The sequence below is a fragment of the Desulfitobacterium sp. genome, assembly GCF_034927245.1.
In the GTDB taxonomy this organism is placed as follows: domain Bacteria; phylum Bacillota; class Desulfitobacteriia; order Desulfitobacteriales; family Desulfitobacteriaceae; genus Desulfitobacterium_A.
On sequence record NZ_JAYFQK010000008.1, the window covers coordinates 20,279 to 41,181 of the forward strand.

A 20,903-nucleotide genomic window follows, 5' to 3' on the forward strand; every position below is an offset into this window, starting at 1 on the left:
GGCAAAAGAACAGGGAGGGAATAAAATGAAAAGGGGAAGTATCATTAAGCTGATAGCAACCGTTTTGCTATTGGCTGTAGCTTGTGTTTTCTCAATTCAGCCCCTTACGGATCCCAAAACAGGAATTCCGTTGGGACTTGACTTGCGCGGCGGGGTCCATTTGATATTGCAAGCTGAACCCGGTGAGACCGGGGCTGAAGTGACCAATGAAGACATGGACAACGCTAAATCCGTAATCGAAAAACGGGTTAATGAAATGGGTTTGTCTGAACCCATTGTCCAGACTGATCTGCCCAACAAGCGGATTATTGTCGATCTTGCGGGAGTCCAAGATCCGGAAAAAGCAGTCGATATTTTGAAAACAACGGCAAAATTAACGTTCCGCGATCCCCAGGGCAATGTGTTGGTCGAAGGATCAGATTTGAAAGATGCCCGTGCCGCCACGGATCAACAAGGCGGTTTTGTCGTTAATTTAACCTTCTCAGCTGCGGGAGCCAATAAATTCGCAGATGCCACAACACGGCTTGTGGGACAACAAATGGGAATCTATCTCGATGATAAGCTGCTTCAAAATCCCCGGGTTAATACGCCGATTGCCAACGGGCAAGCCGAAATTACAGGTTATTCTTCCTTAGAAGATGCTGCGAATTATGCGGTTCTCATGCGTTCCGGTGCATTGCCGGTGAGCTTGTCCATTGTTGAAAAACGTCAAGTCGGAGCATCTCTCGGTGTGGATTCTTTGAACAAGAGCCTTTATGCAGGTGCTTTTGGATTGGCATTTATCTTCATTTTTATGCTTGCAATGTATCGGCTGCCGGGTATAGTTGCCGATCTTTCTCTTATTTTACTTATACTCATCAACCTTTGGGTGCTGCAGGGCTTCCGTGCAGTTTTAACGCTACCGGGAATAGCCGGTCTTATCCTCACCCTCGCCATGGCCGTCGATTTGAATATTATTATTTACGAGCGGATTAAAGAGGAACTCAAGCTGGGTAAGTCCTTGCGCGCAGCTGTTGAGGCAGGTTTCAGCCGTGCTTTTCTTGCCGTTTTTGACTCGAATATTACGACACTGTTCGCTGCTGTTACTTTGTATTTCTTTGGGACAAGTTCGATTAGGGGATTTGCAATTACGTTAGGTGTTGGAATTATAGCCAGCTTATTCACAGCAGTTACGTTTACGCGTGCGTTCCTTCGTTGGATTGTGCACATCAACCCGAAGATGGATACGAAATGGTTTGGCGTTAGGAAGCCAAAAACGGATAAGAACATATCCGAAAAAAATCCTTCAAACACGGAAATTAAGCCCGGGAGTTATGAAGAAGTCAAGAACTATCCTTTTTACTTTAATATTGTAAGAAAGAGATATTGGTATTTTGCGATATCGGGAATAATTCTCGTCGCAGGGCTGTTCTCTCTGTTTACGCGGGGCCTGAACTTGGGCGTTGATTTTACCGGGGGCTCGATGTATGAAATAACCTTTGATCAACCGGTTACTCAAGCTGCGATTACCGATACCCTTCAATCCGTAGGACTAAGCGGAAGCGTACAGCTGACCGGAGATAATATTGCCTTGATCAGAACGGAAGCTTTCGAAGAAAATCAACGGAATGCCATGCTGACGGCTTTAGAGGATAAAGTTGGAAGCTATGATAAGGCGAGCTTAAAAGAAGATAAAGTCGGTCCGTCGATCGGTAAAGAGTTAACTAGAAACGCGTTATTAGCCTTAGGTGTTGCCGCAATTTTGATGCTTATTTATATCTCGTTTCGTTTTCAATGGGCTTATGCCGTTTCGGGAATTGCCGCATTGTTCCATGATATCCTAGTAACCGTAGGGATATTCTCAATTTTTTGGTGGCCGGTAGATTCAACTTTTGTTGCGGCCATTTTAACGATCTTTGGTTCTTCGATCAATGATACCGTTGTTATTTTCGACCGGATTCGGGAGAATGAGCCTCGCATGAAGCGAGGGGATAGTTATGAAGATATGGTGGATAAGTCTAACTGGCAAACGATGGGCCGGTCTTTGAAAACCATTCCATCCGTTTTGGTTGCCTTGCTGGCACTTTTGATTTTGGGCGGAGACTCAACACGTACCTTCGCACTGGCGATGGTCATAGGGGTGATTATTGGTTCCTATTCCTCCGTATTTAATGCCAGCCAGATTCTTGTTGAGATTAAACTTCGGATGAAATCGACCCGAGGCAGAAAACCATCACATACCTGATTCGGAATTACAAACGGATTTAATTTTGATTTAATAATCCTGACGCGGGACTGTTGCACGAGGCAGCAGTCCTTTTTCTCACTGTCAGAAAGTATAACTTCGTTGCATACTTTCCTCCAGCATAAGTGCAACCAACGACTTCGCCTTTCTGGATGCGTGTTAAAAAGGCACGGCGAAGCCGGGTTTTCTTTAAATATTCTGTAATTTTATTTATTTAATATAGTGCAATTTATACCAATGTGTACTATAATACATTAAAGGTAAAAAGGAGGGCGTTTATGAGGATGAAGGGAGCTCAGGCTGTCATTGAAAGCCTGAAAAATGAGGGTGTTGAGATCGTTTTTGGGTATCCGGGGGGCGCTGTTCTAACGCTCTATGATGCTTTATATGAAGCGGATTTCCCCCATATTCTAACCCGCCATGAGCAGGGAGCCGCCCATGCCGCGGATGGATATGCGCGGTCGACCGGTAAGGTGGGAGTTTGTATTGCTACTTCCGGACCCGGTGCGACGAATCTGGTGACTGGGATTGCGACTGCCTATATGGATTCTGTTCCGCTTGTAGTGATAACGGGTCAAGTTGCTGTTCCGTTGATTGGACGGGATTCTTTTCAAGAATCAGATGTGACGGGGATAACTACGCCTATAACAAAACATAATTATTTAGTTAAAGATGTTCACGAACTTCCAAAGATTATGAAGGAAGCTTTTTATATTGCCCGCACAGGACGTCCGGGTCCGGTATTGATCGACATTGCCAAGGATGTATTCGCGGCTGAATTTGATTTTGAGTATCCCGAAAAGATTAGCCTAAGAGGTTATCATCCCGTATTTGAAGGGGATCTGCACGTGGTTCAAGCTGTCGCTGAAATCTTAACAAAGGCTAAGAAGCCTCTGATTTTTGTTGGCGGCGGCGTTAATCTATCGGATACATCTTTGGTATTGCGGGAACTCATTGAATACATGAAAATACCTGTCATTACAAGCTTGATGGGCCTGGGCTGTATACCTGACGATCACCCACTCAATTTAGGTATGGTCGGAATGCATGGGACTTATGCCGCCAATATGGCTACGACAGAGTGCGATGTTTTGCTTGGATTCGGAGTGCGCTTTGATGATCGCGTAACAGGGCTGGTTGAAGATTTTGCAGCGAAGGCCAAGGTTATCCATTGTGATATCGATGCGGCAGAAATCAATAAGAATGTTATCGCCAATACGCGAGTCGTTGGCGATTTGCGTTGGACCATCCCGACCTTGCTTGAGCAAGTCCGCAAGCGTCCTGCTGAAGAGTGGCTCGATAAGAATAGCGAATGGAGAGATCAACTTAAAATTTGGCAAGAGGAGAAACCTTTAAGCTATACGAATCGCCCGGGTCAGGTTATGCCTCAAGACGTTATCGAAAGGGTAAGCCGTTTGACAAAAGGAGAAGCGATTGTGGTAACCGATGTGGGTCAGCATCAGATGTGGGCCGCTCAATTTTATACGTTTAAACATCCCCGCCATTTCCTCACTTCCGGGGGACTGGGAACGATGGGATATGGAGTGCCGGCAGGATTAGGGGCTCAAGTGGGATGCCCTGACCGGCCTGTGGTTGTAATAACCGGTGATGGCGGGTTTATGATGAATTGTCAGGAATTATCAACAATTGCGGATTTGGACTTACCTGTGAAAATATTTATTTTAAACAATCAGGTTTTGGGTATGGTTTCGCAATGGCAAAGAATGTTTTATAACGAACATTACTCCCACTCCGCGTTAAAGATAAAGGCTGACTTTGTAAAGCTTGCCGAAGCTATGGGAATTCCCGGATTAAAAGTCGATCAACCCGAAAAATTAGAAGCGGCTCTTGAACAGGCTTTAACGACCAAGGGGCCGATCGTCGTCAATATTCAGATCCCGGCAGATGAGGACGTGATTCCTATGGTTCCGGCCGGGGCCCGCCTAGATCAAATGATTATGGGAGGTTAATGTGATGAGGTATACTTTAGGTGTTCTTGTTGAAAACAAGCCCGGGGTTTTAACCCATATATCCGGTCTTATCAGCCGCCGTGCCTTCAATATCGAAAGTATTGCCGCCGGCTATACGGAAGAGCCTGATACGACTCGAATTACGATTGTTGTCCAAGCGGATGAGAATGAATTAGAACAGGTCGTCAATCAACTTTCCAAGCTGATCGACGTCATTAAGATTGTTGACCTGACAACGAAGGACTCCATTCAAAGGGATTTAGCTTTAATTAAGGTGAAAGCCAGCGCCGAGTTCCGGTCACATATTGTTGATGTTGTCGATATTTTTCGGGCTAAGATTGTGGACGTTAATCGTGAAACAATGGTGATTGAGCTTTCGGGAGAAGAAAGCAAGATTGATGCTTTCTGTGAGGTTTTGAAAGACTACGGAATTATCGAAATCGTCCGTACGGGTAAAATTGCTCTGTCCCGTGGTCCTATTCCCGCCAAAGAGATGTAGTGTCAACCCGAAATAGCCGATAAAGGAAATTTTACAATTCTGAAAAAGGGACTGTCGCAAAACAGCCCCTTTTTCAGTGTGCACAAAATTATGAGCTATTAGAGATTACCACCACCAACGACGCCATCCCCAGAACGGGAAACCCCAAAATCCAAAGCCGGGAAAGAACGGGAAACCCCAACGACCCCACCACATATAGAAAACCTCCTTCGTAAGAATCATTAGATAGATCAAAGACTAATATAGAATATGTATTAAAGGAAAAAAATGACAATATAGTACAAGCTTAATTTAAACCGTATTAGAATTATTTCTCGTGAGATAATAGATACAGACTTTACACGAATAGAGAAGGGCAATCTTTGACAGGAGGCGCAGCCTTGGCTTTTTGGCAACTGATCATCTTTGAGGGGTTACTTCTATTAGCAGCCGGCATGACGATTGCGGCCGGAATTCGAGGTATTATTGGATCGGCTGTAATCTTGTCGGGTCTAATCGGCTGGATTAGAGCAGAAGACTTTTGGAACTGGGAATTCCCTTTATTGATTGGAGTCAGCGGGGCAGCAGCTATCTTAGTGTACTTAAGCCGAAAAGCCGGAGAGGGTGAATTGATCGCGAGCTTAGCCGGGGGAATCAGCAGTCTCGTCGTTTTAGGGACCTTTCTAACCCCGATAATTGCTTTAATGGCCTGGGTTATGATTATGGGTACGGGGTTAATGCCGCGTATGACGAAGAAACAGATTTTCTGGGGAATTGCGCCAACTGTATGGAGAACGGTCATAGGACTGGGTTGGATTATTGGGGGGAATATTCTTGTTTGACTTAATAAAAATATATGAAAATAGATAAAAATAAATTTAAAAAAAACATTGACGGACGGGTTCATTTTTGATATAAGTATCATATACAATAACATGATGTCAGGCATCAGCTGGGCCTTCTTATTGGGGCAACGGAGAAATCCGTGGGACTTCCTTAGGAAGTCCCATTTTTATATCTTTAGAAGAGTATTATAAATGGGTTGAGCAGTTCTAACGTTAATTTTAGGGAGTGCTATGATATGCAAGAGAAAACAAAAGCGGCGGCAATTTCAGTTCTATCTAATTCCGTTTTAACGACAGGTAAAGTCGTGATTGGTTTTTTGAGCGGATCAGTCAGTATTATTTCTGAAGGAATTCATTCAGGCATCGACTTGATTGCAGCGGTCATCGCTTTATTTGCCGTGCGCGAATCGGGTAAACCGGCTGATGATCGGCATACGTATGGGCATGGAAAAATTGAAAATGTTTCCGGGACGATTGAAGCAATGCTTATTTTTGTAGCCGCTCTATTAATCATCAAGGAAGCCTTCGGGAAATTAACAGGAGGAGTAACGGTTAATAATCTGGGTTGGGGACTTGTCATCATGGGCTTTTCGGCGGCTGCGAATGTCTTGGTTTCTGCCAACCTTATGAGAGTGGCCAAGAAAACGGATTCTGTTGCACTTGAAGCAGATGCGCTGCATCTTCGTACTGATGTGCTTACGTCAATCGGGGTTTTTATCGGCTTATTGATTATCAAAATTACAGGCTGGACTATAATCGACCCGCTGATTGCCATGTTTGTCGCTAGTTTGATCATTAAAGCAGCGTATGATTTAACGAAAGAGGCGTTTATGCCCTTAGTCGATGTTCGTATCGATCCTCAAGAATATAAGATTATTTTTGAAGTACTCGATAATTATGCAGGTCAATTTGTAGAATTCCATAAATTAAGAACGCGCCGTGCCGGTGCAGAACGGCATATTGATCTCCATTTAGTTGTTCCAAAGTATGAATCTGTCTATGTTGTACATGAGCTTTGCGATAAGATCGAGCATGAAATTATGGAAAAACTGCCGGGGACGCACATTTTGATTCACGCGGAGCCTTGCGGAGATGAGCCCGGAAAATGTAATGTTTGTGATGAGAGCCATGCTGTTTGCCATAAAACTTTAAATAACGAAATTCTGATTTCTAAAAGATAAGGAGCAGGAATTTGTTGCAAGCGGATTTCTAAGTAGATTATAATGAGCTGTGGGGGAGATATTTTGAATAAGATATGGATTAAACCACAGCATGCAGGCTTTGCTTCTGATATAATTCAAACGCAGCTTGGACTTTCGCCAATCGTGGCCGATATTTTAGCACGAAGGGGATTGCATACAATTAAGCAGGTGGTGGACTTTCTAAGGCCGTCCCTGCTTAATTTAAATTCACCGTGGATGTTTCATGATATGATAAAGGCGGTCGAGCGGCTTACTCTTGCCCGGCACAATCATGAAAAAGTCTTAATTTACGGAGATTACGATGTTGACGGTGTGACGAGTACAGCCATGCTCTATAAAGTGCTGACAGATTTAAACTTTCAGGCTGTCGCCTATATACCCAGCCGAATGGATGAAGGGTATGGACTCAATAAAGACGCTATTTTGAAAGCATCGCAATCCAATGTCAAAGTGATCATTACCGTTGACTCCGGGATTACTGCTGTCGAAGAAATCGCATATGCCAAGGAGTTGGGAATTGAGGTTATCCTGACAGACCACCATGAACCCCCGGAGATTTTACCCGAGGCGTGGGCGATTCTTAATCCGAAAGTCCCGGAATCAGGGTATCCTTTTCGGGAACTTGCCGGAGTAGGGGTTGCCTTTAAGCTTGCCCAAGCTTTGCTTGAACACGACAGAAAGTCCGGCAGAAACCAGGGTGACATCATTTCGGAAATTGAAATAATGGATTTAGTTGCTTTAGGGACAATTGCCGATCTTGTGCCCCTGATTGATGAAAACCGAATTATTGTGTCCTATGGTTTAAAACAGATGGAGCAAACGGTCCATGTAGGAATGCAAGCTTTGCTGGAAGAATGCGGCTTGGGGAATAAACCGTTAAAGGCAGGTCAGATCGCCTTTATGGTTGCGCCGCGGATCAACGCAGCCGGCAGGATGGACAGTGCCAAAGCGGGTCTGGAACTGCTCATAACCGGTAAACCCGATCGTGCCGGGGAATTAGCGCATTATTTGAGCCGTGAAAATACGGACAGACAGGTTACGGAAAAGGAAATCTTCGCGGAGGCCCTTGCCCAACTTGACGGGCAGCCTTTGCCTCGTGTGATTGTTCTTTCCTCACCTAACTGGCATCCGGGAGTTATCGGAATTGTTGCTTCACGGCTTGTTGAGCGCTTTTATCGTCCTGTGTATTTAATGAAGGAGGAGGGAGAAGAGGCTAAAGGTTCGGCTCGGGGAATTTCGGGCTACCATGTGCTGAACGCGCTTCGTGGACAAGCCGCTATCCTTGAACGTTTCGGCGGTCACAGCCAGGCAGCGGGCTTTTCCTTAAAATGTTCAAATATTTCCGCTCTTCGCGAGGGATTAAATCAAGCGGCTGCGGATTATCCGGAAGACCTTTTTTGCGAACGTGTAAAAGTGGACCACCTCATACCTCTTGAAAAGATCGATGGGGTTCTCCTCTCCCAACTGGAGCAAATGGCGCCCTTCGGATTCGGCAACCCAAGTCCGGTTTTGGCCGGAGCGCAATTCCCCCTATATGAGGTGAATACAGTAGGAAAAGATAAAGCTCATCTTAAATGTCATTTCGGTTTAAAGGGGGAATGTGAGGGAATTGCTTTCCGCAAGGGGGAAGCAGCTGATGACCTAAGGAATATTCAGAGCGTTGATGTTACCTTTGGACTGGATTGGAATACCTATCGAGGACCCGGGGCAGTTCAGATGATGCTCAAGGACGTTGAAGCTCATGCGGTGTGGGAGGAACAGGCTGATCCCCGCGAACGAGAAAAAGCCGAAGCTGAGATTGTCAAAGGAAGAACGGAAATAGCTGCCACCAATGGCGATATATCGAAGGGTTATGATTGGCGGAATTTAGAAAGGAAACAATGGGTCCAAGCTTTACAGGAAAGCGCAGGGATTGTGTCGAAGGACTGGTCAGACATTTTAGTTTGGAATGGTTTTCAGGCCCAGCCGAGATGGACTTCTCTGGAGGACTTTTTTCAAAACGATTCGGCATCAAGCGCGAAGGAAGGCAAGTCCTGGCGGATGATCCTTGTTCTGGGACTTCCGTCCGGTTGGGAAGAATGGACTCGGCTTAGAGACGAGATTGCGTATTATCATTTGCCCTGGGCTGCCGCCGAGGCTCGGTTAACCGAATTGGATTTACAGCGAAGGGCCGGTTACCAAACCCGGGAAGAATTAATTCAGGTCTATCGTATTTTAGCCCGGCTGGCGAAACAGGCAAGGCCATCTCCGTGTTTCTCCTGGATACCCGAGTCCCCGGGGAAAGCAGATCCGGGGGAAGCTCTCAAGATATTTGAAGAATTGGGTTTAATTAAGATATTGGGCGGTTCGGAACATATTGAGCTTGAATGGATTCCTGCCCGGGAAAAACTTGATTTGGATGCTTCTCTCCGTTATCATAGCGGCAAGAGATCGTGGGAGGACTTACGCTCTTTCGCTAAGGAGTTTATCCAAACATCTTGGACAGACTTGCTGGAGAAAAAGAAGTTTTGAATTTTGACGGGAAACCTTTCCGGGGTGTACATTAAAATAGACAATGAAAGGAAGAAGATTCATGGATTTCAAAGCGAAAATTCGAGTGATCGAAGATTTCCCCAAACCCGGTATTTCCTTTAAAGACATCACGACCTTGTTGAAAGAGGGGGAGGCTTATCGCGAGGCTGTTGATGAGTTAGTCGGACAGATTCGGCCGTGGAATCCCGAACTCATTCTTGGCCCGGAAGCTCGCGGTTTTTTATTAGGGACTCCTGTGGCCTATGCTTTAGGCGTGGGTTTTGTCCCCGTACGCAAACCCGGAAAATTGCCGGGAAAGACAGTCGGTGAAACTTATGAGCTTGAGTACGGAACAGATACCTTAGAAGTTCATGATGATGCCCTCCATCCCGGTCAGCGCATTGTCCTTGTGGATGATTTATTAGCGACAGGAGGAACAATGCTGGCAACGGCCCGTCTCGTCGAGAAAACCGGGGCTGAGGTTGTCGGAATGGGTTTCCTGATCGAGCTTACAGACCTTGGAGGTCGTGAAAAGCTCGGGAATTATCCGATTTTTTCGCTTGTTCAATATTAAAATTTTGGATATTTAGGCAGAGAGGGAGTCAAGGAATGTCGGAAAGCGAGTTCTTAGATAAACTGAAACACGTTTTTCCCCAGAGCGCGGAGTTGGTGGAAAAAGCCTATTATTATGCGGAAGAGGCTCATCGCGGCCAGCTTCGCAATTCGGGGGAAGACTATATTCAGCATCCTCTCGAAGTGGCAAAGATCCTCCTGGAGTTGGAACTGGACGAAGCGACAATAGCTGCTGCTTTGCTGCATGATGTAGTAGAGGATACCCCTTGCACGATCGAAGAGATTGAGAAGGAGTTTGGTCCCGAGGTTGCTATCTTGGTGGATGGTGTAACCAAGCTTGGACGAATTCCTTATAAGACAAAGGTTGAGCAGCAGGTCGAAAACCTTCGCAAGATGTTCTTGGCGATGGCCAAAGACATCCGTGTCATTTTGATTAAATTAGCAGACCGGCTTCATAATATGAGAACCTTAAAATATCACAGCCCGGAGAAACAAAAAGAAATTGCTCAGGAAACATTGGAGATTTTTGCTCCCTTAGCTAATCGCCTGGGGATTTTCCGAATAAAATGGGAACTGGAAGATCTCTCCTTTCGCTATTTAAAGCCGCAGGAATATCATGATCTTTCCGAAGGTATTGCTTATAAGCGCCGCGAGCGGGAAGACCAAATCAATGAAGTCATTGAACAGCTTCGGCAGCGTTTAGGCGAGGTCGGAATCCATGCCGAGATTGCCGGACGGCCGAAACATTTTTACAGCATTTATCGGAAAATGGTCAGCCAGAATAAAGAACTGAGCGAGATTTATGATTTAACGGCTATACGGGTTATCGTTGATTCGGTCAATGATTGTTATGGTGCGCTCGGAATCATCCACACGATGTGGAAGCCCCTTCCCGGCCGCTTTAAGGATTATATCGCGATGCCTAAACCGAATATGTATCAATCCTTGCATACAACGCTTGTCGGAGCACATGGGGAACCCTTTGAAATTCAGATCAGAACGTGGGAAATGCATCGGACGGCTGAGTACGGGATTGCCGCGCACTGGAAATATAAAGAGGGTGGTAAAGGAGTCGGCGGGAGTTTTGAACAAAAACTTTCTTGGATTCGCCGGCTATTGGAATGGCAGCATGAATCTAAAGATGCCGGGGAATTTATGGAATCCCTTAAAATTGACCTTTTTTCAGATACCGTTTTTGTATTTACCCCGAAAAGCGATGTTGTCGAGCTTCCGGCAGGTTCCTGTCCGATCGACTTTGCGTATCGCGTCCATACGGATGTAGGGCACCGCTGTATTGGCGCGAGAATCAATAGCCGCATCGTTCCTTTAGATACCAAGCTGGTCAATGGCGATATTGTGGAGATCCTGACTTCCAAAACCGGCAATGGGCCGAGCAAGGATTGGCTGTCCTTTGTTAAGACATCTCAGGCAAAAAGCCGGATTCGTCAATGGTTTAAGAAAGAAAAGCGGGAAGAAAATATTCTTCGGGGCCGGGAAAGTCTGGAGCGGGAGATCCGCAAATTGGGCCTTGACCCTTCGGCGATCCTTAAACCGGAGACTTTGTTAGCGTTTGCCAAAAACTATAATATTACGAATGTGGATGACCTCTATGCGGCAATGGGGGACGGAGCCGTCACCGTCAATAAATTCTTGATGCGTCTGCGCGAGGATTTGAGCAAAGAGGAAAAAGAGAAGCTCCAGTTGGCAGCACTTCAGCAAGGAGACGGAAAACCGTCGGTTGCCTATGGTAAAGCGACGCAAGGAGTTCGCGTCAAAGGGGTGGATAATATCCTGATTCGCTTCTCACGCTGTTGCAACCCTTTGCCGGGAGATGATATCATCGGATATATCACGCGAGGACGCGGCGTATCGATTCATCGCCAGGATTGTGAAAATGTCAAAGCCCACAACGATGACGAATTAAATCGCATGATAGAAGTGGTTTGGGATGATTCTCAACCGGATACTATTTATCAAGTGGACCTCGATATTTTTGGAGTGGATCGCTCAAGGCTTGTTACCGATGTGATGAATGCCGTTTTGGAAACACGTACTCACATTTTGGGGATCAATGCCCGAGTCAGCAAAGATCAAATGGCGCATATTCAACTGAGCGTTGAGATTCGGAACTTAGGCCATTTAGATAGCGTTATGCAGAAAATTCGCCGGGTTAAAGATGTGAGTTCTGTCGAACGCATATGTTCTGGAGGAAAGTAAATGAGAAGTGTCGTGCAACGTGTGAGCCAGGCTTCAGTCCGTGTTGAAGGAGAAATTGTGGGGAAGATTGGCAAAGGATTTCTTGTTTTGCTGGGCGTAGGTGAACAAGACACACTTCAAGACTTGGAGTGGATGGTTGATAAAATTATCGGTTTAAGGGTTTTTGAGGATGAGGAAGGAAAAATGAATCAATCCATAATGGAGCAGCAGGGTGCGATTCTCCTCGTTTCCCAGTTTACTCTTTATGGGGATTGCCGTAAGGGAAAACGCCCGAGTTTTTCATCTGCGGCTTCACCCGATAAGGCTAAGTCTTTTTATGAAGATGCCATCATAAAATTGAAAAATAAAGGGGTGACTGTCGAGACCGGGATCTTTCAGGCTGAAATGAAGGTTGAGTTAGTCAATGATGGACCTGTAACCTTGCTTTTGGATAGTCAGAAGACGTTTTAGACATTATAAACAATTATAAAAACATAGGAAATGATGAGAAGAAACGGAGTGAAGTGAATGATTGAAGGTCGGGCTGTAGGTGCTTTTGGGGCGAACTGCTATATTATCAGCTGTCCGGAGACCAAAAAAGCAGTGATCATCGATCCCGGGGCTGAGGGAAAACGAATCTGCAGCTGGGTTCGGGAAAAGGGCTATCAGGTCGAATATATTCTCCTCACGCATGGGCATGTCGATCATATTGGTGCAGTGGATGAGGTCAGAGAAGCTTGCGGTGCCAAAGTCGGAATCAATGTGAATGATGCCGGGATGCTCACAGATGCCCAAGAAAATATGTCAAGGGCTTTTGGCTCCTCAATCGAGAGGAAGGCCGCTGACTTTTTCCTTGAAGATGGGCAAACGATTACATTCGGCAAAATTACCCTGACTGTTTTGACAACTCCCGGTCATACCTTAGGGGGAGTCTGTTTCTTGGGCCCGGATGGACTGATCAGCGGCGATACCCTATTCGAGGGTTCGATCGGTCGCACCGACTTCCCCGGGGGGTCAATGGAACAGCTTATGAGGGGGATCAAGGAAAAGCTGATGGTCTTACCCGATGAAACCCGGGTCTTTCCGGGTCATGGGGGATCAACGACGATTGGGAGGGAAAAACGGGAGAATCCGTTTTTAGTATGAACCTGCACACGAATCTTGAATTAACGAGTATGACTCTATCCCGCTCCGAACTGGAAGCGGGTCTTTCCTTAATCCGTGCGTTTTACCCGGAAGGTAATGTGACGGTTAGAGAACCCGGAAAATCCGAAATCAGTCCATTAGGTGCAGCCAAAGAGGAGATTGCGGCTACGATCAGGGTAGACGTTCATTATCCTGAACATCCGCAGGGTATTCGTGCTGAATTCAGTGATCAAAGGGAAAGGGCTGACAGTAGTTCACAGCCCCGACGCTTTGAACTCAAACTTGATGCCGAAGAGATCAAGCCAATCCTTGACCATCCTAAGATCGGTAAAGAAACGGAACGCAAGGTATTGCTCAAGCATGCCCTTTTTCATCTTCTGACCCAAGCAACGGGGCATACCCCTCCTTGGGGAATTTTAACCGGTATTCGGCCCAGCAAAATTTTGCACCATCTAAATGACCTGGGGCTAAAAGAACCTTTAGAAAATAAAGTTTTAGAAGATTACTGTTTAATCCGAGAGGATAAAATTCGTCTTTTACAAGAAGTCGTATCCATACAGCGGCCTTATCTTCAAGAGATTATGGATCATCCCAAGAAGATTGCCCTCTATGTCGGGATTCCTTTTTGCCCGACGCGGTGCAGTTACTGCTCATTCCCGGCGTATTCTTTGCAGCAGGGCAGAGAGCCTCTTCAGAAATATCTAAAAGGACTTTATGAGGAGATTCGAGTCACAGGGGCCTGGATGAAGGAAACCAAGAGAACAGCAGGTTCTCTTTATCTCGGCGGAGGAACTCCCACGATTTTAACCTCTGCCGAAATTTCCGATTTACTGCAATGGATTCGGGAACACATTCCGGCGGAGAAAAATATGGAGTTCTCGGTGGAAGCCGGGCGTCCGGATACACTTTCTCGGGAAAAACTTCTTGTCCTGCGTGAGCAAGGGGTCAATCGTTTAAGCATCAATCCTCAAACGATGCATAATAAGACGCTGAGACGGATCGGGCGAGCACATACGGTTGAAGATATCCTGCAAATGTATAAGCTTGCGCGTGAGATTTCAGATGGGGTGATCAATATGGATTTGATCTTAGGGCTTCCGGGAGAGACGGCGCAAGATGTTCAGGAAACGATGGCCCAGATTGGCAAGCTCAGACCCGATAATCTGACCATTCATGCTTTAGCGATTAAACGAGGTTCGAAAGAGCATGAAATGGGCCTGGCTCAAAATTTAGACAAAGAACTTGAAACGATGCAGGAAATAGCGTTTGAACAGGCACGCTCTTTTGGACTATACCCCTACTATCTCTATCGACAAAAACACATCGCCGGGAATTTGGAGAATATCGGATTTGCCGTTCCGGGCGCGGAAGGTCGCTATAATATCGGCATTATGGAAGAGCGTCAATCCGTCATTGGAATTGGGGCCGGGGCATCCAGCAAGGTTGTAAATCCGCAAGACTTTTCATTGACAAATATGCAACATCCCTCGAATTGGCAGGTTTACCTCAAGCGGTGGCCGGAGATCCATCAGAAGAGGGTAAAAGCTTTCTTAACTTTATAAAGGAGAGGATGGGGCTGTCGCGAAATAGCCCCATTTTCATAAAAATAGGGTTAGCTAAACTTCCCTGAATAAGAAGGATTATGAATTAAGCCAGCGAATGTTGTGAATATGATATTCACGCATATACTAGCATATTGTAGCCGGGCCGCAAGGGGAGGTAGACAAATGAATGTATTTGTCGCGAGACAGCCTATTCTTGACCGCAAAGGAATGTTAGTGGGATACGAACTTTTATTTCGTGAGGGCCTGGATAACTACTTTCAAACGCTTAATGGAGATCAGGCTACGGGGAGGCTTATTTCCAGCAGCTTTTTCTCAATGGGAATTGAGCAGTTTACAGGAGGTAAGAAGGCATTTATCAACTTCACAGATAATCTTCTCAAATGTGATATCGCAACAATTCTTCCTCAAGATTCAGTAATCATTGAAATTTTAGAGACGGTCGAGCCTGATCCGGAAATTATAGAAGCTTGTAAAAATCTCAAAAAAGCCGGCTATCAATTAGCACTGGATGATTTTGTCCTGACTCCCGCTATTATTCCTCTTCTTCAATATGCAGATATCATTAAGGTTGACTTTTTAGCAACACGACCTGAGCATCGGCGAGTTCTATGCGAACGTTTGGGAGGAAAGGTTAAGTTCCTGGCCGAGAAAGTAGAAACGGTTGAGGCTTATCAGGAGGCGCTTGGGATTGGCTATCAATATTTTCAAGGTTATTATTTCAGCAAGCCGGTGATTATTGAAGGAAAGGATATTTCTTTGTCCCAAAGGAATGCCTTGCGTTTGCTTAAGGAAGTTTACCGTGAGGAGTTTGACATCGAATACATCGAACAAATCATCAAGGCCGATGTTTCGCTTTCTTATAAACTGATAAAATTTATTAATTCCTCATTCTTTGGCTTTAAATCAAAAATTTCTTCTATCCGTCAAGCTTTGGCGTTACTGGGTCATCAAGAATTAAAAAAATGGGTTTCTTTGATTACGATGGGCAATATTAACGAAGAAAAACCGCATGAACTGGTTGTCGAGGCCAATATTAGAGCAACCTTTGCCGAGGCTCTTGCCCTCGAACTGGGCTTGGGCGAGAAGAGCTCTGAGGCCTTTCTGATGGGATTATTTTCCGTAATCGATGCGGTTTTAGATCAGCCGATGAACGATATCTGTAAGGTGCTCCCCTTAAGTGATGATATTATTCGTGCTTTCCAAGGATCAAAAAACGTCTATCGCGATATCCTTGATTTAATAATTTGTTATGAAAAAGGCGATTGGCTAAAGCTCAATGATATTGTGAATGAGCTTAATCTGGTTCAGATGCGAATCCCGCAGCTCTATGTACAGTCCTTGAAAAAAGCGGATCTTTTCATTGCGCAAGGGATAGCTTAAGACCACGCAATTGGGAGGCAGCTATGGCTATTCAAGGGTTAAAACCGGTTATTGATCAGGATTCTAAGGTTCTGATTCTGGGTTCAATGCCAAGTGAGGAATCACTTCGCAAACAAGAGTATTATGGAAATCCCCGCAACCAGTTTTGGCGGATTCTTGGTACACTGTTTTCAAGCGAACAGCTGACCGAGGCTAAATATGGGCAAAAACTGGAGTTCATTCTTAAACATAAATTAGCGCTCTGGGACGTTATTGCTTCCTGTGAACGTGAAGGCAGTTTGGATTCCCGCATAAAGTCCCCTCTGGCGAATCCGTTTGCCGATATTTTTGCTCAATACCCCGAAATTCGTTATGTTGCGTTTAATGGGAAGAAAGCCTTTGAAGTTTATAAACGACAAGTTGGTTTTAATCTTAAGAAGGGGATTATCTATCATACGCTGCCTTCAACAAGTCCGGCCAATACTTTATCTTGGGAGCGAAAACTGGACGAATGGCAAACCCTTTTCAATTGGATTAAATGATGTATTCTTGGAGCGTGTTGACAAGCTTGTATTTCTTTTGTATGATTTAGAATTATATAGAGCATTTCAACTTGGATTTCTGTTTGAAAATTCTTAGGAAGAGACTGTGCACAATCTCTCAGCAGGGAGGGCCGATAACTGAAAACGGCCTGGGAGATGCTTAGGAGGACACCCTAAGAAAGGAAAGATAAGTCGGGTGGTTCCGTTATGAACCAATAAGTGGGCGGAAAGATAACTTTTCGTCAATAAGGGTGGCACCACGGGAGCTCTCGTCCCTTGCTGATAAGCAAGAGATGAGGGGCTTTTTTTATGCAACAGAACAGTATAAGTTTTGGGGGGATTACAAGTGGCGATTCAACGTCCGAAAGGTACACAGGATCTTTTGCCGGGTGTTGTTGAAAAGTGGCAGGATCTGGAACAACACATTCGAAAGATTTGCCGGGAATATGGATATGAAGAAATCCGTACCCCGATTTTTGAAGCGACTGAACTTTTCCAACGCGGTGTCGGGGAAACAACCGATATTGTCAATAAGGAAATGTATAGCTTCCTTGATAAAGGCGATCGTTCTATCACCCTGCGTCCCGAGGGAACGGCCTCAGTTTGCCGGGCCTATGTGGAAAATAAGTTATACGGCGGCCCGCAGCCTGTTAAATTGTATTATATGGGTCCGATGTTTCGTTATGAGCGGCCTCAAGCCGGTCGGTTCCGTCAGTTCCATCAGTTTGGGGTCGAGGTCTTGGGGGCTGACAAACCCATTGTTGACGCGGAAGTGATCACTTTGGTTTGGGATCTGTATACTCGTTTGGGACTCAAAGGTTTAGAAGTCCATGTCAATTCTGTCGGCTGTCCGACCTGTCGGGCCGAACATCGTACGAAGCTGCAGAAATTCTTAGCTCCGCGCCGTGAACAGCTTTGCAAGGATTGTCAGGATCGTTTTGAACGCAATCCGATGCGAATTTTGGACTGTAAAAATGCGACTTGCCAGGAAATTACGCAAGGAGCTCCCACGACGTTAGATACACTTTGCCCGGAATGCTCTGAGCACTTTCGGGAGTTACGGGAACTTTTGACAGCGGCAGGTGTCCGCTATAAAGTAGATCCCCGCCTTGTGCGCGGTTTGGATTATTACCGGAAGACTGCCTTCGAGGTACTCGTGGAAGATATCGGTGCCCAAAGCGCAATTTGCGGTGGGGGGCGCTATGACGGACTGGTTCAGGAAGTGGGCGGTCCTCAAACCCCGGGAATTGGTTTTGCTATGGGAGTGGAACGGGTCCTTGCCGCACTGCAAGCTTCCGGACAGGGTTCAGACCGCAGGCCTAAAGAATTTGTCATGTTTATTGCTTTAGGTGAGGCTGCGCAAAAAGAAGCCTTTTCTATAGTCAGCGCTTTAAGAAGTAAAGGAATTCCGGCGAGCATTGATTTGCTGGGGAGAAGTTTAAAATCACAGCTCAAGAGTGCGGATAAGGCGCAAGCCCGCTTTGCGGCTATTCTGGGCGAAGATGAATTAAGCCGTCAGGTGGTTATCCTGCGTGATTTAGCCCTGGGGGAACAAATAGAAGTTCCGCTAGATGAAGTGAAAGAAGATCTTATACATAAATGGGAGGAAGAAGTATGACAGTTTTAGCAGAACGGATTGAAGCAGGAAGCTTAAGAGGGAACAATGCCGGAGATACGGTTCGTTTATTGGGGTGGGTGCAACGCCGAAGGGATCATGGCGGTGTAATCTTTGTTGATCTTCGCGATCGCTCGGGGTTAGTACAAGTTGTTTTTAATCCTGAGCTTCCGAATTTTGAAACTGCGGAGCGCTTAAGATCTGAATTTGTGATCTCCGTTTTAGGAAGAGTTCGGCTTCGTCCTGAGGGTTCGGCGAATCCCAATTTAGCAACAGGCGAAATTGAAGTCGTGGCCGAACAGTTAGAAATTCTTAACTCGGCTAAGACGCCCCCATTTTATATTCAAGATGATGTGGATGTTGATGAAACGATTCGTCTCAAATATCGCTATCTTGATTTACGGCGTCCGGAGATGCAGAAAGTTTTTAAAACACGGAGCAAAGTCACTCAGATCATGCGCGATTTTTTCCATGAACATGATTTTTATGAGATTGAGACTCCGATGCTGATGAAATCCACACCGGAAGGGGCAAGAGATTATCTTGTACCGAGCCGTGTTCATCCGGGTGAATTTTATGCTTTGCCCCAATCCCCTCAGATTTATAAACAGCTTTTGATGGTTTCGGGCATGGAGAAATATTTCCAAATTGCGCGCTGCTTCCGTGACGAAGATTTACGGGCTGACCGTCAGCCTGAATTTACGCAGTTGGATGTCGAGATGTCCTTTGTTGAAGTTGAAGATATTTTAACGATGATGGAGGAATTGATCGCTAATATCTTTACAGAGTTTACGGGAGAAGAAATTCCTCGTCCGTTTGTGCGCTTAACCTATAAGGAAGCGATGGAGCGCTTTGGATCGGACAAGCCGGATATGCGTTTCGGCATGGAATTTGTAGATGTGGCCGATGTTGTGTCAGCTTCCAGCTTTAAGGTTTTCACCGATGTTCTGGCCAAGGGAGGCCGGGTTAAAGCAATCTGCGCTAAAGGCTGTGCGGGAATGCCGCGCCGCGAACTTGACGGTCTGGTCCAATTTGTTCATCAGTTTGGAGCAAAAGGTTTAGCCTACATAGTTTTAGGGGAGGAAGGCGTCAAATCTCCTATTGCCAAGTTCTTTACGGATGAACAGCTTCAAGCGCTGATTTCGCGGATGCGAGGAGAAACAGGGGACATTTTGTTCTTTGTTGCTGATAAGGAATCCGTCGTAGCCGATGCTTTGGGACATCTTCGCTTAGAACTCGCTAACCGTTTAGGTCTGATCCCCGAAGGCGCTTTAAACTTCCTTTGGGTCACTGAATTTCCTCTCTTTGAATGGGATGAGGATGAGAAGCGTTATGTCGCAATCCACCATCCATTCACTTCGCCGATGGACGAAGATATCCCCTTATTGAAAACGGAGCCCGGCAAAGCGCGGGCCAAAGCTTATGACGTTGTCCTCAATGGGATTGAATTAGGGGGCGGCAGTATCCGGATTCACAAACGTGATGTTCAAGAGCAGATGTTTGAATTGCTCGGTTTTACCCCGGAAAATGCACGGGCACAGTTTGGGTTTTTGATGGATGCTTTTGAATTCGGAACCCCTCCGCATGGCGGCATTGCCCTCGGCCTTGATCGTTTAATCATGCTGCTCACGGGAAAAGAGACGATTCGGGATGTTATTGCCTTCCCGAAAACACAAAGCGCGGCAGATTTAATGAGCCAAGCCCCATCGTCTGTCTCAGATAAACAACTTAAAGAATTGCATATTCGAACCCAAATCCCCGAAACTAAAAAATAACCAAATCCCTTAATTATTAATAGTAATATAGGGAATGCTTTCAACAGAGGTGCTTTCAACAGAGGTGCTTTCAACAGATGGGGAAGTTCTATTTTTAGGTTTGACAGGGGAAAAATTAAAGGCTATAATAATCACAGAGCTACCCCCAGAGGGTATATGGGAGAGAGTGCATATGAATGAATGCCCTTATTCTGACGCGAAGGAGGACCTGCTTCGCCGCTTAAAAAAAGTTGAGGGTCAAGTCAAAGGAATCCAACGCATGATCGAAAATGATAAGTACTGTGTGGATGTATTAGTCCAAGTTGCCGCAGTCAGAGCGGCGATGAACAAAGTGGGTACAATGATTTTCGAATACCATTCTCGGGGATGTTTAAAAAAGGCGATTGAGGATGTCAGTGATAAAGACGCCGCGATCGAGGACCTTGTCACAGTGCTCACCAAATTCATAAAATGAGTTAATTTTACGATGCCTTTACCCTTAAACTTTTTGAAGCTAAGTCTATTAGGTATTTTGAGGAGGGATTTTATATGGCAGGAGCAAATGTAAAAACGTTTACCGCAGGAAATTGGAATCAAGAGGTGTTAGGTTCGGAAAAACCGGTTTTAGTTGATTTCTGGGCCCCGTGGTGTAATCCATGCCGCATGGTTGCGCCGATCGTTGAGGAGTTAGCAGATGAGTACCTGGGCAAAATTGTCATCGGCAAAGTCAATGTTGATGAACAAGGATCAGTGGCCAGCCAGTATGGTGTAATGAGCATTCCAACCTTAGGTATTTTTAAAGGCGGTCAAATGGTTGATAAAATTGTAGGCTTCCGCGGCAAGGCTGATCTTGTTAAAATGCTGAATGCCCACATTTAAGAACCTCAACGCATAGACAATTACCAAAGAAATTGAATCGGTTT

General features: G+C 45.6%; 17 protein-coding genes. All 17 read left to right on the top strand.

All coding sequences use genetic code 11. The features are described from left to right. Positions 1-25 precede the first annotated feature (25 nt). Positions 26-2,224, top strand: a complete 2,199-nt coding sequence (secD, locus tag VB077_RS02120; protein WP_323413564.1) for a protein translocase subunit SecD — start codon at positions 26-28, stop codon at positions 2,222-2,224. Between the two features lie 278 nt (positions 2,225-2,502). Then, a complete protein-coding gene (gene ilvB, locus VB077_RS02125; protein WP_323413565.1) occupies positions 2,503-4,194 on the top strand; it encodes a biosynthetic-type acetolactate synthase large subunit in 1,692 nt (563 codons plus the stop codon). A gap of 4 nt (positions 4,195-4,198) precedes the next feature. After that, positions 4,199-4,693 (top strand): acetolactate synthase small subunit, encoded by a 495-nt coding sequence (gene ilvN / locus VB077_RS02130; RefSeq protein ID WP_323413566.1) that lies wholly within the window; start codon positions 4,199-4,201, stop codon positions 4,691-4,693. A 380-nt stretch (positions 4,694-5,073) separates the two neighbouring features. Next, positions 5,074-5,514 carry a hypothetical protein gene (locus tag VB077_RS02135; RefSeq protein WP_323413567.1) on the top strand — a complete coding sequence of 147 codons (441 nt, stop codon included), beginning with the start codon at positions 5,074-5,076 and terminating at the stop codon, positions 5,512-5,514. A 239-nt stretch (positions 5,515-5,753) separates the two neighbouring features. Beyond that, a complete protein-coding gene (locus VB077_RS02140) occupies positions 5,754-6,698 on the top strand; it encodes a cation diffusion facilitator family transporter (RefSeq protein ID WP_323413568.1) in 945 nt (314 codons plus the stop codon). A gap of 60 nt (positions 6,699-6,758) precedes the next feature. After that, entirely contained in the window at positions 6,759-9,230 is a 2,472-nt protein-coding gene (recJ, locus tag VB077_RS02145; RefSeq protein WP_416337013.1) for a single-stranded-DNA-specific exonuclease RecJ, read from the top strand. A gap of 61 nt (positions 9,231-9,291) precedes the next feature. Beyond that, positions 9,292-9,804, top strand: a complete 513-nt coding sequence (locus VB077_RS02150) for an adenine phosphoribosyltransferase (protein ID WP_323413570.1) — start codon at positions 9,292-9,294, stop codon at positions 9,802-9,804. 35 nt (positions 9,805-9,839) lie between these two features. Then, positions 9,840-12,020 (top strand): bifunctional (p)ppGpp synthetase/guanosine-3',5'-bis(diphosphate) 3'-pyrophosphohydrolase, encoded by a 2,181-nt coding sequence (locus VB077_RS02155; protein ID WP_323413571.1) that lies wholly within the window; start codon positions 9,840-9,842, stop codon positions 12,018-12,020. Continuing rightward, entirely contained in the window at positions 12,021-12,470 is a 450-nt protein-coding gene (gene dtd / locus VB077_RS02160) for a D-aminoacyl-tRNA deacylase (protein WP_323413572.1), read from the top strand. 57 nt (positions 12,471-12,527) lie between these two features. Beyond that, positions 12,528-13,145: an MBL fold metallo-hydrolase gene (locus VB077_RS02165; RefSeq protein WP_323413573.1), complete on the top strand. Its 618-nt coding sequence runs from the start codon at positions 12,528-12,530 to the stop codon at positions 13,143-13,145. Then, the gene (gene hemZ, locus VB077_RS02170) at positions 13,142-14,707 is read left to right on the top strand and encodes a coproporphyrinogen dehydrogenase HemZ (protein ID WP_323413574.1); all 1,566 of its coding nucleotides are present in this window, start codon (positions 13,142-13,144) and stop codon (positions 14,705-14,707) included. Before VB077_RS02165 ends, hemZ begins: the two co-directional genes overlap by 4 nt. A gap of 165 nt (positions 14,708-14,872) precedes the next feature. Next, entirely contained in the window at positions 14,873-16,090 is a 1,218-nt protein-coding gene (locus VB077_RS02175) for an EAL and HDOD domain-containing protein (RefSeq protein WP_323413575.1), read from the top strand. Positions 16,091-16,113: 23 nt separating this feature from the next. Further along, positions 16,114-16,611, top strand: a complete 498-nt coding sequence (locus VB077_RS02180; RefSeq protein ID WP_323413576.1) for a DNA-deoxyinosine glycosylase — start codon at positions 16,114-16,116, stop codon at positions 16,609-16,611. Between the two features lie 346 nt (positions 16,612-16,957). Further along, complete coding sequence (hisS, locus tag VB077_RS02185) at positions 16,958-18,229, top strand: histidine--tRNA ligase (RefSeq protein WP_323413577.1); 1,272 nt, start codon at positions 16,958-16,960, stop codon at positions 18,227-18,229. After that, on the top strand, positions 18,226-20,001 hold the full coding sequence (aspS, locus tag VB077_RS02190) for an aspartate--tRNA ligase (RefSeq protein WP_323413578.1): 1,776 nt from the start codon (positions 18,226-18,228) through the stop codon (positions 19,999-20,001). The genes hisS and aspS overlap by 4 nt, the downstream gene beginning before the upstream one ends. 172 nt (positions 20,002-20,173) lie before the next feature. Continuing rightward, positions 20,174-20,455: a metal-sensitive transcriptional regulator gene (locus tag VB077_RS02195; RefSeq protein ID WP_323413579.1), complete on the top strand. Its 282-nt coding sequence runs from the start codon at positions 20,174-20,176 to the stop codon at positions 20,453-20,455. Positions 20,456-20,529: 74 nt separating this feature from the next. Beyond that, positions 20,530-20,859: a thioredoxin gene (trxA, locus tag VB077_RS02200; protein WP_323413580.1), complete on the top strand. Its 330-nt coding sequence runs from the start codon at positions 20,530-20,532 to the stop codon at positions 20,857-20,859. Positions 20,860-20,903: the final 44 nt, after the last annotated feature.

Bases quoted from the DNA above. Each gene is read 5' to 3' on its own strand.
- secD (WP_323413564.1), top strand. From the start codon at position 26: ATGAAAAGGGGAAGTATCATTAAGCTGATAGCAACCGTTTTGCTATTG.
- ilvB (WP_323413565.1), top strand. From the start codon at position 2,503: ATGAGGATGAAGGGAGCTCAGGCTGTCATTGAAAGCCTGAAAAATGAG.
- ilvN (WP_323413566.1), top strand. From the start codon at position 4,199: ATGAGGTATACTTTAGGTGTTCTTGTTGAAAACAAGCCCGGGGTTTTA.
- VB077_RS02140 (WP_323413568.1), top strand. From the start codon at position 5,754: ATGCAAGAGAAAACAAAAGCGGCGGCAATTTCAGTTCTATCTAATTCC.
- VB077_RS02150 (WP_323413570.1), top strand. From the start codon at position 9,292: ATGGATTTCAAAGCGAAAATTCGAGTGATCGAAGATTTCCCCAAACCC.
- VB077_RS02155 (WP_323413571.1), top strand. From the start codon at position 9,840: ATGTCGGAAAGCGAGTTCTTAGATAAACTGAAACACGTTTTTCCCCAG.
- dtd (WP_323413572.1), top strand. From the start codon at position 12,021: ATGAGAAGTGTCGTGCAACGTGTGAGCCAGGCTTCAGTCCGTGTTGAA.
- VB077_RS02165 (WP_323413573.1), top strand. From the start codon at position 12,528: ATGATTGAAGGTCGGGCTGTAGGTGCTTTTGGGGCGAACTGCTATATT.
- hemZ (WP_323413574.1), top strand. From the start codon at position 13,142: ATGAACCTGCACACGAATCTTGAATTAACGAGTATGACTCTATCCCGC.
- VB077_RS02175 (WP_323413575.1), top strand. From the start codon at position 14,873: ATGAATGTATTTGTCGCGAGACAGCCTATTCTTGACCGCAAAGGAATG.
- VB077_RS02180 (WP_323413576.1), top strand. From the start codon at position 16,114: ATGGCTATTCAAGGGTTAAAACCGGTTATTGATCAGGATTCTAAGGTT.
- aspS (WP_323413578.1), top strand. From the start codon at position 18,226: ATGACAGTTTTAGCAGAACGGATTGAAGCAGGAAGCTTAAGAGGGAAC.
- VB077_RS02195 (WP_323413579.1), top strand. From the start codon at position 20,174: ATGAATGAATGCCCTTATTCTGACGCGAAGGAGGACCTGCTTCGCCGC.
- trxA (WP_323413580.1), top strand. From the start codon at position 20,530: ATGGCAGGAGCAAATGTAAAAACGTTTACCGCAGGAAATTGGAATCAA.